Source organism: Pseudomonas sp. LBUM920, assembly GCF_003852315.1.
GTDB lineage: Bacteria > Pseudomonadota > Gammaproteobacteria > Pseudomonadales > Pseudomonadaceae > Aquipseudomonas.
Genome location: NZ_CP027762.1, coordinates 2,031,281 through 2,043,826 on the forward strand (window position 1 = coordinate 2,031,281; position 12,546 = coordinate 2,043,826).

General features: G+C 59.6%; 10 protein-coding genes and 3 pseudogenes. 9 read left to right on the top strand and 4 right to left on the bottom strand.

From position 1 onward, the window contains the following. Window positions 1-304 precede the first annotated feature (304 nt). Together brnQ and C4J83_RS09440 are read left to right on the top strand one after the other, a co-directional pair. On the top strand, window positions 305-1,618 hold the full coding sequence (gene brnQ / locus C4J83_RS09435) for a branched-chain amino acid transport system II carrier protein (protein WP_106576738.1): 1,314 nt from the start codon (window positions 305-307) through the stop codon (window positions 1,616-1,618). 215 nt (window positions 1,619-1,833) lie between these two features. After that, window positions 1,834-2,573: pseudogene (locus C4J83_RS09440) on the top strand (DUF599 domain-containing protein). 102 nt (window positions 2,574-2,675) lie between these two features. Here C4J83_RS09440 and C4J83_RS09445 read toward each other — a convergent pair. Then, complete coding sequence (locus tag C4J83_RS09445; protein WP_106576736.1) at window positions 2,676-2,933, bottom strand: hypothetical protein; 258 nt, start codon at window positions 2,931-2,933, stop codon at window positions 2,676-2,678. A gap of 158 nt (window positions 2,934-3,091) precedes the next feature. Between C4J83_RS09445 and C4J83_RS09450 the strand changes: the two genes are divergently transcribed. From C4J83_RS09450 to C4J83_RS09465, 4 genes are all read left to right on the top strand, one after another. After that, window positions 3,092-3,568, top strand: a complete 477-nt coding sequence (locus C4J83_RS09450) for a PaaI family thioesterase (RefSeq protein ID WP_124416861.1) — start codon at window positions 3,092-3,094, stop codon at window positions 3,566-3,568. Then, window positions 3,565-4,017, top strand: a complete 453-nt coding sequence (locus C4J83_RS09455) for a PaaI family thioesterase (protein WP_106576734.1) — start codon at window positions 3,565-3,567, stop codon at window positions 4,015-4,017. Before C4J83_RS09450 ends, C4J83_RS09455 begins: the two co-directional genes overlap by 4 nt. Before the next feature lie 89 nt (window positions 4,018-4,106). Further along, window positions 4,107-6,011: a molecular chaperone HtpG gene (gene htpG, locus C4J83_RS09460; protein WP_124416862.1), complete on the top strand. Its 1,905-nt coding sequence runs from the start codon at window positions 4,107-4,109 to the stop codon at window positions 6,009-6,011. Window positions 6,012-6,076: 65 nt separating this feature from the next. After that, window positions 6,077-6,805 carry a dienelactone hydrolase family protein gene (locus tag C4J83_RS09465; protein WP_124416863.1) on the top strand — a complete coding sequence of 243 codons (729 nt, stop codon included), beginning with the start codon at window positions 6,077-6,079 and terminating at the stop codon, window positions 6,803-6,805. 98 nt (window positions 6,806-6,903) lie between these two features. On the opposite strand, the gene C4J83_RS09470 is transcribed toward C4J83_RS09465, so the two are convergent. Then, window positions 6,904-7,770 carry a pirin family protein gene (locus C4J83_RS09470; protein WP_124416864.1) on the bottom strand — a complete coding sequence of 289 codons (867 nt, stop codon included), beginning with the start codon at window positions 7,768-7,770 and terminating at the stop codon, window positions 6,904-6,906. 64 nt (window positions 7,771-7,834) lie between these two features. Then, window positions 7,835-8,251: an OsmC family protein gene (locus C4J83_RS09475; protein WP_124416865.1), complete on the bottom strand. Its 417-nt coding sequence runs from the start codon at window positions 8,249-8,251 to the stop codon at window positions 7,835-7,837. Window positions 8,252-8,392: 141 nt separating this feature from the next. On the opposite strand from C4J83_RS09475, the gene C4J83_RS09480 reads away from it, so the two are divergent. The 3 genes and pseudogenes from C4J83_RS09480 to C4J83_RS31055 form a co-directional block, all read left to right on the top strand. After that, window positions 8,393-9,415 carry an amidohydrolase family protein gene (locus C4J83_RS09480; protein WP_124416866.1) on the top strand — a complete coding sequence of 341 codons (1,023 nt, stop codon included), beginning with the start codon at window positions 8,393-8,395 and terminating at the stop codon, window positions 9,413-9,415. Window positions 9,416-9,575: 160 nt separating this feature from the next. Beyond that, window positions 9,576-10,235: pseudogene (locus C4J83_RS31050) on the top strand (MCP four helix bundle domain-containing protein); the annotation flags it as partial. 306 nt (window positions 10,236-10,541) lie between these two features. Beyond that, window positions 10,542-11,138, top strand: a pseudogene (locus C4J83_RS31055) (methyl-accepting chemotaxis protein); the annotation flags it as partial. Between the two features lie 177 nt (window positions 11,139-11,315). Here the strand turns inward: C4J83_RS31055 and fabB are convergent. Beyond that, window positions 11,316-12,536: a beta-ketoacyl-ACP synthase I gene (gene fabB / locus C4J83_RS09490; RefSeq protein ID WP_106576728.1), complete on the bottom strand. Its 1,221-nt coding sequence runs from the start codon at window positions 12,534-12,536 to the stop codon at window positions 11,316-11,318. Window positions 12,537-12,546: the final 10 nt, after the last annotated feature.

The following is a 12,546-nucleotide window of genomic DNA, read 5'->3' on the forward strand; positions in this document are numbered from 1 at the left end:
AGGATCAGTCGGGAAATTGGGTACTGACAGACCGTATTCGCGAGCAAGTCCGCTCCCACATTGTTCTGTATTAACAACGTTAAGTATGAAAACGCGACATTTGGATGTCGCTTATCGGACAGTTCGCCCCGCAACAGTGCGTTTGTCAGCCCAATTCTGTACTCTAGCCGCCTCTTTATGCGTCCGCATCCCAAAAGGAAGCCGCGCGCCAGACCGGTCGGTCCCCATAAGGACCGGCAGCAGTTCCCTCATCCACAGGGAATCCCTCTCTAAATTCCGATTCAGTAGTGTGGTATTTCCTGAAATGAAAGTGTTGAAAAGCCAGGATATCCTGGCGTTAGGCTTTATGACTTTTGCCCTGTTCGTGGGCGCCGGCAACATCATTTTCCCGCCTATCGTTGGTTTGCAGTCCGGGCCTCACGTCTGGATGGCAGCGCTGGGCTTCCTGATCACCGCGGTCGGTCTGCCGGTGGTCACCGTCATCGCCCTGGCCAAGGTCGGCGGCGGTATGGACGCGTTGAGCAGCCCGATCGGCAAGATCGCCGGCGGCCTGCTCGCGGCGGCGGCATACCTGGCGGTAGGGCCGCTGTTCGCCACCCCGCGTACCGCGACCGTTTCGTTTGAAGTGGGCCTGGCGCCGCTGACCGGCGAAAGCCCGCTGGCGCTGTTCCTCTACAGCTCGGTGTATTTCCTGGTGGTGTTCTTCGTGTCCCTGTACCCGGGCCGCCTGCTGGACACTGTCGGTCGCTTCCTGGCGCCACTGAAAATCATCGCCCTGGCCATTCTTGGCATCGCTGCATTTGCCCTGCCGGCCGGTGATGTCGGCGTGGCGACACCGGAATACGTGGCCGCACCGTTCTCCCAAGGCTTCATCAATGGTTACCTGACCATGGATACCCTGGGCGCGCTGGTGTTCGGGATCGTCATCGTCAATGCCATCCGTTCCCGTGGCGTCGAATCGCCACAGCTGATCACCCGCTACGCAATCATTGCCGGGTTGATTGCCGGCGTGGGCCTGGCGCTGGTGTACGTCAGCCTGTTCCGCCTGGGCTCGGGCAGCCATGCCGTGGCCGCCGGTGCGAGCAACGGTGCGGCGGTGCTGCACGCTTACGTGCAACACACGTTCGGCTCTCTGGGCAGCGGCTTCCTCGCCGTGTTGATCTCCCTGGCGTGCCTGGTCACCGCTGTGGGCCTGACCTGCGCGTGTGCCGAGTACTTCAGCAAAATCCTGCCGCTGTCCTACAAGACGCTGGTAGTGATCCTGGCGCTGTTCTCGCTGTTTGTGTCCAACCTGGGCCTGACCAAGCTGATCGCCTTCTCGATTCCGGTGCTTACCGCAATCTACCCGCCGTGCATCGTGCTGGTGGCCCTGAGCTTCTGCAAAGACTTCTGGCTGGAGCAGGGCCGTATCGTTGGCCCGGTGATGCTGGTGTCGTTCATCTTTGGTTGCATTGATGCGCTCAAGGGCGCGGGCCTGGCCGATTGGTTGCCTGCCCAGCTGGCCCACCTGCCGCTGAGCGAGCAAGGCCTGGCATGGCTGGTGCCGTCGGTGATGACGCTGGTCGTTGCATTTGTGGTTGATCGCATGCTCGGCAAGCGTAGCGAAGCCATCGCGTAAAGAGCGGTTTCACGCGGCATCGAAATGCCCCGTATCAATCGATACGGGGCATTTTTTATGCCTGTGAGACTACTCCCCTCTAAAGTTGAAGCACGGTCAGTGTGGGACCTCGTTTGCCTGCGATTGCTGCATCACCCGATCTACCGCTCTCGCAGGCAAGCCAGCGCCCACATTTGAACCGAGTTCGTCCCCATTCACTGCGTATAAGGCCCAGCATGTCGTTCATCGAAACCCATCAGGTCCACCTGCTCGCCGCCCTCTGGTTCGTCCTGTGCTGGGGGGTTACACCCGATACGCCACTTGGAAAGCCCGTGACACCGCCTGCCTGGCCAGCGTGCTGCATTTGTATCGTGAGGACTGGATGCGCCGCATGTTGCTGCGCGACAACCGCATCGCCGACGCCAGCGTGATCGGCAACCTGGAGCGCAACGCTTCGTTCTTCGCCTCCAGCACGTTGATCATCCTCGCCGGCATTCTTACCGTGCTCGGTGCGTCCGAGCGGGCGGTATCGTTGCTGGCGGACATACCCATGGTGCAGCAGGCGTCCCAAGGCATGTCGGAAATCAAGCTGCTGTGCCTGGCGCTGGTGTTCGTCTACGCGTTTTTCACCTTCAGCTGGTGCATGCGCCAATACAACTTTGCCGCGGTGCTGGTGGGGTCGGCGCCGATGATCGGTGAGCGGCATGTATCGGAGCAGGAGCGCAAAGCGTTTGCGCTGCGAGCAGCCAGAGTGATCTCCATGGCCGCCAACCAATTCAACTTTGGCCTGCGCGCTTATTATTTCGGCATGACCATGCTCGCCTGGTTTGTCAGCCCCTGGTTGTTCATGTTGATGAGCGGTGGGGTAGTGGTGGTGTTGTACCGTCGGGAGTTTCATTCCGACGTACTGCAGGTGATGGTCTATACCCCGACCGATACGCCGGCATCCGAAGTGGCTAAAGACGCAGTGTCTTAACTAGGGCGTCCGGTTAGTCCAACTTTCGACCCGCGCATAAACAGCAGGCAAAGAAAAGCCCGCTATGTAAGCGGGCTTTCTTTCGCAGCACTTGCCAGGCTATTAAGGCTTGGCAGGTGCTACTGGAGTAGCGGTACCGTCTTCTTTCGCTTTTTCAGCGTTTGCATCAGCCTGAGCTTTGGCAGCATCGGCGTTTTCTTTTGCAGCGTCGTTCACTTTATCCTGTGCTTTCGCCATGTCCTTCTGAGCTTGCTCAGAATGCGACTGTGCATCTTGGGCTTTGTCTTCGGATTTTTTATCGCAGGCAGCGAGGCCGAGGGCAGCGGCGAGCATCATGGAAATAGCTAAAGTCTTGCGCATGGGGTGTTTCTCCTTATTGAAGATATCTACTGGCCTTTCGAGCCTAGGGGGTCAGCATTAGTTCCTTTTATTCCCCAGATATATAAACATCGGCGATCAAGGAACTTTCAACCGCACGACATACTCCGCGGATCAACACTAATAAGAGTCTAGACCACATGACCGAAAATCCCCTGTTAGCCCGTGCCACGCGCTTTGTTTCGGCGCTGCGCCATTGCCAGGTGCTGGGCATCACCGTCCATGCTGCCAGCGACGAAGGCATGACGCTGTGCCTGCCTTACGCCCCGCATATCGTCGGTGATCCCCAGACCGGCGTGATTCACGGCGGCGCATTGACCTCCTTGATGGACACGGCCTGCGGCATGGCAACCCTGTGTGTATTGCCCGAGTTCGAGGTGTGCCCAACCCTGGACCTGCGCGTTGACTACATGCACCCCGCCGAACCGCACAAACCGGTTTATGGCTTTGCGCAATGTTACCGAGTGACCACCGACGTGATCTTCACCCGTGGTTTCGCTTATCAGGACGACCCGCAACAGCCGATCGCCCATGTGGTGGGCACATTCATGCGCATGGGCAAGCGCCTCAAGGGCACCCAAGGGCTGGGCAGCACCATCAAGGGAGAGCGAGCATGACACACCGATTCAAAACCCGTCTCGAACAGGCCCATGAGCGCGGTAACTATGAAGCGCTGCTCGACCTGATTCCCTACGCCAAGCTGATCGGCATTGAGTGCACGCGTCTGGGAGATGAATTGCTGTTTCGTATGCCGGCCAACAAGGACAACATTGGTAACCCGATATTGCCGGCGCTGCACGGTGGCGTGATTGCCGGGTTCATGGAGTTGTCGGCGGCGTTGCACCTGCTGGTGTTTACCGGCTCGCCCGGCATTCCGAAAATCATCGACTTTTCCCTCGATTACCTGCGCGCCGGCCAGTTTCGCGACACTTACGCCAAATGCCAGGTATGGCGCCAGGGCCGCCGAGTTGCCAATGTGGCGATCACCGCCTGGCAAAGTACCCCGGCCGAACCGATTGCCACCGCCCGTGCACATTTCAAGATCGAGGAATCGGCGCGCCCTTGAAATCCTGGTCTTAGCCCCCAACTTTGATGACAACCCGCCGCCAACCCTCAAGGGCGCGGCCACTGCCATCCAATTGGAGTTTGATGACCATGAGTGTGGAAACTCAAAAGGAAACCCTGGGCTTCCAGACCGAGGTGAAGCAGCTGCTGCACCTCATGATCCATTCGCTGTATTCCAACAAGGAAATCTTCCTTCGCGAATTGATCTCGAACGCCTCAGACGCTGTCGACAAATTACGTTTCGAAGCCCTGTCCAAGCCTGAGTTGCTGGAAGGTGGTGCCGAACTGAAAATCCGTGTGAGCTTCGACAAAGACGCCAAGACCGTCACCCTCGAGGACAACGGCATCGGCATGAGCCGCGAAGACGCGATCACCCATTTGGGCACCATCGCCAAATCCGGCACCGCCGATTTCATGAAAAACCTGTCGGGCGACCAGAAAAAAGATTCGCACCTGATCGGCCAATTCGGCGTGGGCTTCTACTCGGCCTTCATCGTCGCCGACAAGGTTGAAGTGTTCAGCCGTCGCGCCGGCCTCGACGCCAGCGAAGGCGTGCACTGGTCCTCCAAAGGTGAGGGCGAGTTCGAAATCGCCACCATCGACAAGGCTGACCGCGGCACCCGCATCGTGCTGCACCTCAAATCCGGTGAAGATGAATTCGCCGACGGTTACCGCCTGCGTAACATCATCAAGAAGTACTCCGACCATATTGCTTTGCCAATCGAACTGCCTAAAGAACAGGCGGCTGTCGAGGGCGAAGACAAACCTGCCCAGGAATGGGAAGTGGTCAACCGTGCCAGCGCCCTGTGGACCCGCCCTCGCACCGAGGTGAAGGACGAGGAGTACCAGGAGTTCTACAAGCACATCGCTCACGACTACGAAAACCCCCTGAGCTGGAGCCACAACAAGGTCGAAGGCAAGCTGGAATACAGCTCGCTGCTTTACGTACCGGCCCGTGCGCCGTTCGACCTGTATCAGCGTGAAGCGCCAAAAGGCCTGAAACTGTACGTGCAGCGCGTGTTCGTGATGGACCAGGCGGAATCCTTCCTGCCGTTGTACCTGCGCTTCATCAAGGGTGTGGTCGACTCCAACGATCTGTCGTTGAACGTGTCGCGCGAAATCCTGCAGAAAGACCCGATCATCGACTCCATGAAGTCGGCGCTGACCAAGCGCGTACTCGACATGCTGGAGAAACTGGCGAAGAACGAGCCAGAGCAATACAAGAGCTTCTGGAAAAACTTCGGCCAGGTCATGAAAGAAGGCCCGGCGGAAGATTTTGCCAACAAGGAAAAAATCGCCGGCCTGCTGCGCTTTGCGTCCACCCTGGGTAATGACGGTGAGCAGGTTGTGTCGCTGACCGAGTACCTGGCGCGCGCCAAGGAAGGTCAGGACAAGATCTACTACCTGACCGGTGAAACCTACGCGCAGGTCAAAAACAGCCCGCATCTGGAAGTCTTCCGCAAGAAAGGCATCGAAGTGCTGCTGCTGACCGACCGTATCGATGAGTGGCTGATGAGCTACCTCAGCGAGTTCGACGGCAAAACCTTCGTCGACGTGGCCCGTGGTGACCTGGACCTGGGTAACCTGGACTCCGAAGAAGAGAAAAAAGAAGCCGAAGAAGTCGCCAAGGCCAAAGAAGGCCTGGTTGAACGAATCAAGACCGCCTTGGGCGATGCCGTCAGCGAAGTGCGGGTTTCCCACCGTCTGACCGACTCGCCGGCGATTCTGGCCATTGGCGAGCAGGACCTGGGCATGCAGATGCGTCAGATCCTCGAAGCCAGCGGTCAGAAGGTTCCGGATTCCAAGCCGATCTTCGAATTCAACCCGGCTCACCCGCTGATCGAGAAACTCGATGGCGAGCAAAGCGAAGAGCGTTTTGGCGACCTGTCGCACATCCTCTTCGACCAGGCGGCGCTCGCCGCTGGCGACAGCCTGAAAGACCCGGCCGCCTACGTGCGCCGACTGAACAAGCTGTTGGTTGAACTGTCGGTTTAACACCGTTGTAGAAAAACCCGCTTCGGCGGGTTTTTTCGTTCTACGCATCTCAACTGGAGTAAATGATGAGCCAAGTCACTGTGCGTTCCGTGGTCTATCAGATTGATGGCCAGTCTTATGAAAGCCGCCTGGCGTTCGATGCCAGCCACCAGGGCCCGCTGCCGGGTCTGCTGATGGCGCCGAACTGGATGGGTGTGAGTGCAGGAGCTGAAGAAATTGCCAAAAGCGTGGCTGCCAAGGGCTACGTGGTGCTGATCGCCGACCTGTACGGCCAAACCGTGCGCCCCTCCAATGGTGATGAAGCCGGCGCGGCCATGATGCCGTTGAAGAATGATCGCCCGTTGCTGAACAAGCGCATGCAGGCGGCCTTCGAGCAACTGCAAGGCCAGACCGAGGCGGCGGTGGATACCTCCAGGCTTGCGACCTTTGGTTTTTGCTTCGGCGGTTGCTGCTCCCTGGAGCTGGCGCGTACCGGCGCCCCGTTGAAGGCCGCCGTGTCGTTCCACGGCACCCTCGACACGCCGAACCCGGCCGATGCGAAGAACATCAAGGGCTCGGTGTTGGTGCTGCACGGTGCGTCCGATCCCTTGGTGCCGAAAGAGCAACTGCCAGCGTTTGAAGATGAAATGAGCGCGGCCGGTGTGGATTGGCAACTGCTGAGCTACGGCGGCGCCGTGCATTCCTTCACCGACCCGCACGCCAATGTGCCGGGCAAGATGATGTATGACGCAAAGACCGCTGCGCGTGCGTTCCAGTCGATGCACAACTTGCTGGATGAAGTGTTCAAGGGCTGAATCTTCGGCGCCTGTTAGGGCTTCATCGGGGGCCAAGCCCCTCCCACACTTGAAGTGTGAATACATTCAAAATGTGGGAGGGGCCTTGCCCCCGATGGCTATCTCCCAGGCAACTCAATTCTTTCAGCTTCCCCCGGCACCGTCGGCCAATCCCCGGCCGCCCATCGTTGCCGCGCCTGTTCGATCATCGCCGGGTCGCTCGCGACAAAATTCCAATTGATCCGCCGTGGCCCGTCCAACGGCGCGCCGCCAAACACCACCAGGTGGCAATCACTTTCAGCAAACAGCGTCATTTCCTGGCCGGCAGGCAGCACCGCCAGGCTATGCACCGCCAAGGCCTCACCGTCCAACTGCGCATCGCCCTCCAGCACATACACCGCCCGTTCCTCATATTCATCCGGGATCAGCAGCGTTGTGGCCGTCTGCATCTGCACGTCGGCATACACGGTGGGCGAGAGCACCGGCACGGGCGATTTGAGGCAGAAGCCGGCGCCTGCGATCAGGCGAATCTGCACGCCCAGGTTGTCGCTGACCGGTAAGCTCGCCGCCGCGTGATGGCTGTAGTGCCCGGGTCCGGTTTCATGGTCCTTGGGGGAGGCCAGCCACACTTGCAGCCCATGCAGGCTGAAACCGTCGGCCTTGAGCGCCGCAGGCGTGCGTTCAACGTGGGCAATCGCGCTGCCGGCGGTCATCCAGCTGACGTCGCCGGCCTGCACCACCTGGTCCGAGCCGAGACTGTCCTTGTGTTGCAACGCGCCCTCAAACAAATAGGTCAGCGTGGACAACCCGATATGCGGGTGCTGGCGGATGTTCATGCCGGTACCCGGCGCATAGCGCGTGAGAAGCATGTGATCGAAAAACACGAAAGGCCCGACGCTGCGGCATTCGCGCGATGGCAGCGGGCGCAGGATCGGCTGGCCCTCGACCTCTTCGGCGCGCGGGCGGATCACGGTGAGGATGGGCATGGTGCGTCCCTGTCTGAGCGGGTTAGGGGAACAAGAGCATAACCCGCTCGACGGGAGGTTGGCGCTATTGGCTGAAAGCGCCTTCGGACAACGTGGTCTCGATGGTGACCTCGGCGGTGGTCATCAGTTTGTGCACCGGGCAGCGGTCGGCCACGTGGTGCAGCTCGTCGCGCTGCGCGTCGGTGAGCACGCCCTTGAGGGTCAGCTTGACGTTGAGTTTGTATCTGCCTTTTTGCTCCTCGGTGCTGTCATGGGTGACTTCAACGGTCACGCCGGTCAGCGGAATATCTTTTTTCTGGGCGTAGAGCTTGACGGTCAAAGCCTTGCACGAGGCCAGGGCAGCATCGAAATAGTCGTGGGGGGAGGGCGCCGAGTCGTCGCCGCCCAGGCTCTTGGGCAGGTCGGTGAACAGTTCGTGGTTATTGATATTCACACTGTGGCGAAAGTTGTCGTGGTTCAGGGTGTTGACGGTAACAGGCATGGTGAACCTCACAAGGTTGGCAGGATGAAGGTCATGCAGTTATAGAACATGCTGGCACTTAGGTGTTCCGCGTTTTCGGCCGATGAACCGTGGCGCAGTGCACACGGTCTACCCGTTCTTAGCCAATAGCGAGGTTTTACCGTGCCCCAGACCCGCCTGAGTCTCGCCCTGCTGCTCGCCGCCGCCAGCGTTGCGGTGCAGGCGCGCGACTATGCCTACAGCGACGCGCACCTGCACTACGTGGATTTTTTCCAGGAAACGGCGGGCATGGATACATTGCTCAAGGCGATGGCCGACGCCCACATCGAACACGTGATGATTTCCGGTATTCCCGTCGCCAAAAAATGGCACGAAGACGAACCCAAGCGCCCGCGTTACTACGCCGGTGACGATGCGGATGCCTATTGGTACAGCGCCACTGACGTAATCGTTGCGGCTGCGGTGAACAAACTCACGCCTGAGCAGCGTCGGCACTTTCACCCGTTTTTATCCGGCTTCAACCCTAACGACAAAAACTCCGCGGCCCATATCCAGCGCATGCTGGATCTCAACCCCGGGCTTTGGCAGGGCATCGGTGAGGTGTTCACGCGCCATGATGACCTCACCGCCTTGACCGCTGGCGACACCCCGCGCGCCAACAACGAAGCCATGACGCGCATCTATCACCTCGCCGCCGAAAACGATCTGCCGGTGATGCTGCACGCCAACATTACGTCCAAGCGCGAGCGCAACCCGCTGTACCTGCCGGAGGTGGAAGAATCACTGCGCAACCACCCGCACACCCGCTTTATCTGGGCCCATGCCGGCACCAGCAAAGAGATTCATCGTCATCAGGTGCAGATGGACTTTCTTCTGCCGACCTTGAGCCGACTGCTTGAGGCATACCCCAATCTCTACATTGACCTGTCCTGGAGCATGCTCACGCCGTACTTGCTCGATGAGGCGGGCAAGCCTCGGCCCGAGTGGATAAAGCTGGTAGAGCGCTTCCCGGAGCGTTTTATGCTGGGTTCGGATGTTGTAGGGCGCTTCAACAAGCTCGGTAAGGAAATGCATCGCTTTGCACCCTTTCTCGACGCACTGCCCGAGGAGGTAGCCCGCAAGGTGGCGCAAGACAATTTCCTGGCGGTTCTGCCGAAATCAGCTCGCGATGAGCAGGCACATTGATATCGCCTTTTCGTCTTACGCAATATTGACCACGGGCCGATACCTTTCAGGAGACCCGCTGCAGGTGGATGCAGCGCATTTGGAAGGAATCCAGGCAATGAGTATCCGTAGTCTGAATATCGCCCCCCGCGCCGGTTTGGGCTTTGGCGTGCTGGCAATGATGGTGTTCGCCTTGGGCGGCTTTGCCCTGTTGCAGATGGCCAATATGCGCCAGCAGTCGGATCAGGTCGAAAACAACTGGTTGCCCAGCGTGATGGCGGTGGGGGAGATGAGCCAGGACCTGTTGCGGGTGCGTGCGCTGACCCTGCGCTTGCTGGTCAATCGTGACCCACAGACGCTGGCGCAGAACGAGCAGAAGCTCACCGAGCTCAAAAGTGGCCTGCACCATGCGCAAACCCTCTATGAAGCGCTGATTGTGTTGCCCGAAGAGCGCACGCTGTTTGATCGCTTCAAGGCCGAGGAGCAGCAATACCTGCAGCGCCAGGAACAGGTCATGGCGTTCTCCAAGGCCGATCAATTGCAAGACGCGATCAAGGTGGTCAACGGCGAGATGAATCAACTTGCCGATGAGATGGCCGGGACGCTGCACGACCTGGTGGCCTTGAACAAGGCCAGTGCCAATCAGGCTGCGAGCCTGGCGCAACGGGTGTTCGCTCAATCTCGCACTTGGGTGGTCGGCATGATCGTGGTCACCGCGCTGATCACCATCGGGCTGGCGGTGTGGCTGACTCGCAGTATCGTGCTGCCGCTGGCACAGTCGTTGAAAATCGCCCAAGGCGTGGCCAGTGGCGACTTGACGGGTGAAATCAGCGTGACGGGCAGCGACGAGCCGGCGCGTTTGCAGCAAGCGCTCAAAGGCATGCAGGAGAACCTGCGCGATACCATTCGGCGCATTGCCGAATCGTCCAACCAATTGGCCTCGGCGTCCGAGGAGCTCAGTTGCGTCACTGAAGACGCTACCCGCGGCTTGCACCAGCAGAATCAGGAAATCGAACAGGCGGCGACGGCGGTTAATCAGATGACGGCGGCGGTGGAGGAGGTGGCGAGCAACGCCGTGGCGACGTCACAAGCCTCCCGTGAGTCCGACCGCATTGCCCAGCATGGGCGTGAACAGGTGCACCAGACGGTCGAGTCGATCGAGGCCCTGGCCACGGATGTGACCGCCAATGCGACCCAGGTCGAGGAACTGGCGCAAAAGGTGTATGGCATCAGCAAAGTGCTGGATGTGATTCGCTCAATTGCCGAACAGACAAATTTGCTGGCCTTGAATGCGGCCATTGAAGCGGCCCGTGCCGGCGACGCCGGGCGTGGGTTTGCGGTGGTCGCCGATGAAGTGCGGGCCTTGGCCCACCGCACGCAACAGTCGACCCAGGAAATCGAGCAGATGATCAGCGCCATTCAACAGGGCACCGATCAGGCCGTGAGTTCAATGCAGCAGAGCAATACGCGGGCACGGTCCACGCTGGGCATCGCCAAGTCGGCGGGCACGGCGCTCGAAGAGATTGCGTCCGCGTTTACCCTGATCAACGAGCGGAACCTGGTAATTGCCAGCGCGTCGGAGCAGCAGGCCGCGGTGGCGCGCGAGGTGGATCGCAACTTGATGAATATTCGCGATTTGGCGCATCAGACGTCAACCGGGGCAAACCAGACCAGTGCGGCGAGCCAGGAATTGTCGCGGTTGGCGGTGGACCTGAACACGATGGTGGCGCGGTTTTCGGTATAGGGCCATACACCGAGTTGACGCCATCGCAGGCAAGCCAGCTCTCACATTTGACTGTGTTCACACATCAAAGTGTGGGGACTGGCTTGCCTGCGATGAGGGCGACTCGGCCTCAAATCCAGCCACGCATAAAAAAGCCCCGAACCAGTCGGGGCTTTTCACACGCTCAGCTTACAGGTCTTACTTACCCTGCCAGCGTTTCAGCACCAGGGTAGCGTTGGTGCCACCAAAGCCAAAGCTGTTGCTCATCACGGTATCGATTTTTGCGTTTTCAACGGTCTTGGTCAGAATCGGCATATCGGCAACGACCGGGTCGATCTCTTCAATGTTGGCCGAGCCGGCCATGAAGTTGCCTTCCATCATCAGCAGGCAGTAGATCGCTTCGTGCACGCCAGCGGCGCCCAGGGAGTGACCGGACAGGCTCTTGGTGGAGCTGATCGCCGGAGCCTTGTCGCCGAATACCGCACGCACGCCTTCCATTTCCTTGGCATCACCGACCGGGGTCGAAGTGCCGTGGGTGTTCAGGTAGTCGATTGGGGTATCCACGGTGGACATGGCCATCTGCATGCAACGGATAGCGCCTTCACCGCTTGGCGCAACCATGTCGTAGCCGTCGGACGTGGCGCCGTAGCCAACGATTTCCGCGTAGATCTTCGCACCGCGGGCCAGAGCGTGTTCCAGCTCCTCGACCACGACCATGCCGCCACCGCCGGCGATGACGAAACCGTCACGCTTGGCGTCGTAGGCGCGGGAGGCCTTTTCCGGGGTTTCGTTGTACTGGGTGGACAGCGCGCCCATGGCGTCGAACAGGAACGATTGGCTCCAATGCTCTTCTTCACCGCCGCCGGCGAAGACGATGTCTTGCTTGCCCAGCTGGATCTGCTCGACCGCAGTGCCGATGCAGTGAGCACTGGTGGCGCACGCGGAGGAGATCGAGTAGTTCACGCCCTTGATCTGGAATGGCGTGGCCAGGCAGGCCGAAACGGTGCTGCCCATGGTCCGCGTTACACGGTACGGGCCAACGCGCTTCACGCCTTTTTCGCGCAGGATGTCCAGCGCTTCCATCTGGTTGAGGGTCGATGCGCCGCCGGAGCCGGCGATCAGGCCAGTGCGTACGTTCGATACCTGGTCTTCGCTCAGGCCGGAATCGGCGATGGCGTCTTTCATGGCCAGGTAGGCGTAGGCGGCAGCGTGGCCGACGAAGCGATAGATCTTGCGATCGATCAGTTCTTCGAGGGGCAGGTCGATGGAGCCGGAAACCTGGCTACGCAGACCCATTTCGGCATATTCCGGGTTGAAGCGGATGCCAGGGCGACTTGCACGCAGGTTAGCGGTGACGGTCTCTTTGTCATTGCCCAGGCAAGAAACAATGCCCAGACCAGTGATAACGACGCGGCGCATGCGGATAACC

What these genes read in the sequence shown, in the direction of transcription:
- brnQ (WP_106576738.1), top strand. Translation starts at nt 305, where the DNA reads ATGAAAGTGTTGAAAAGCCAGGATATCCTGGCGTTAGGCTTTATGACT.
- C4J83_RS09445 (WP_106576736.1), bottom strand. Translation starts at nt 2,933, where the DNA reads ATGCGCAAGACTTTAGCTATTTCCATGATGCTCGCCGCTGCCCTCGGC.
- C4J83_RS09450 (WP_124416861.1), top strand. Translation starts at nt 3,092, where the DNA reads ATGACCGAAAATCCCCTGTTAGCCCGTGCCACGCGCTTTGTTTCGGCG.
- C4J83_RS09455 (WP_106576734.1), top strand. Translation starts at nt 3,565, where the DNA reads ATGACACACCGATTCAAAACCCGTCTCGAACAGGCCCATGAGCGCGGT.
- htpG (WP_124416862.1), top strand. Translation starts at nt 4,107, where the DNA reads ATGAGTGTGGAAACTCAAAAGGAAACCCTGGGCTTCCAGACCGAGGTG.
- C4J83_RS09465 (WP_124416863.1), top strand. Translation starts at nt 6,077, where the DNA reads ATGAGCCAAGTCACTGTGCGTTCCGTGGTCTATCAGATTGATGGCCAG.
- C4J83_RS09470 (WP_124416864.1), bottom strand. Translation starts at nt 7,770, where the DNA reads ATGCCCATCCTCACCGTGATCCGCCCGCGCGCCGAAGAGGTCGAGGGC.
- C4J83_RS09475 (WP_124416865.1), bottom strand. Translation starts at nt 8,251, where the DNA reads ATGCCTGTTACCGTCAACACCCTGAACCACGACAACTTTCGCCACAGT.
- fabB (WP_106576728.1), bottom strand. Translation starts at nt 12,536, where the DNA reads ATGCGCCGCGTCGTTATCACTGGTCTGGGCATTGTTTCTTGCCTGGGC.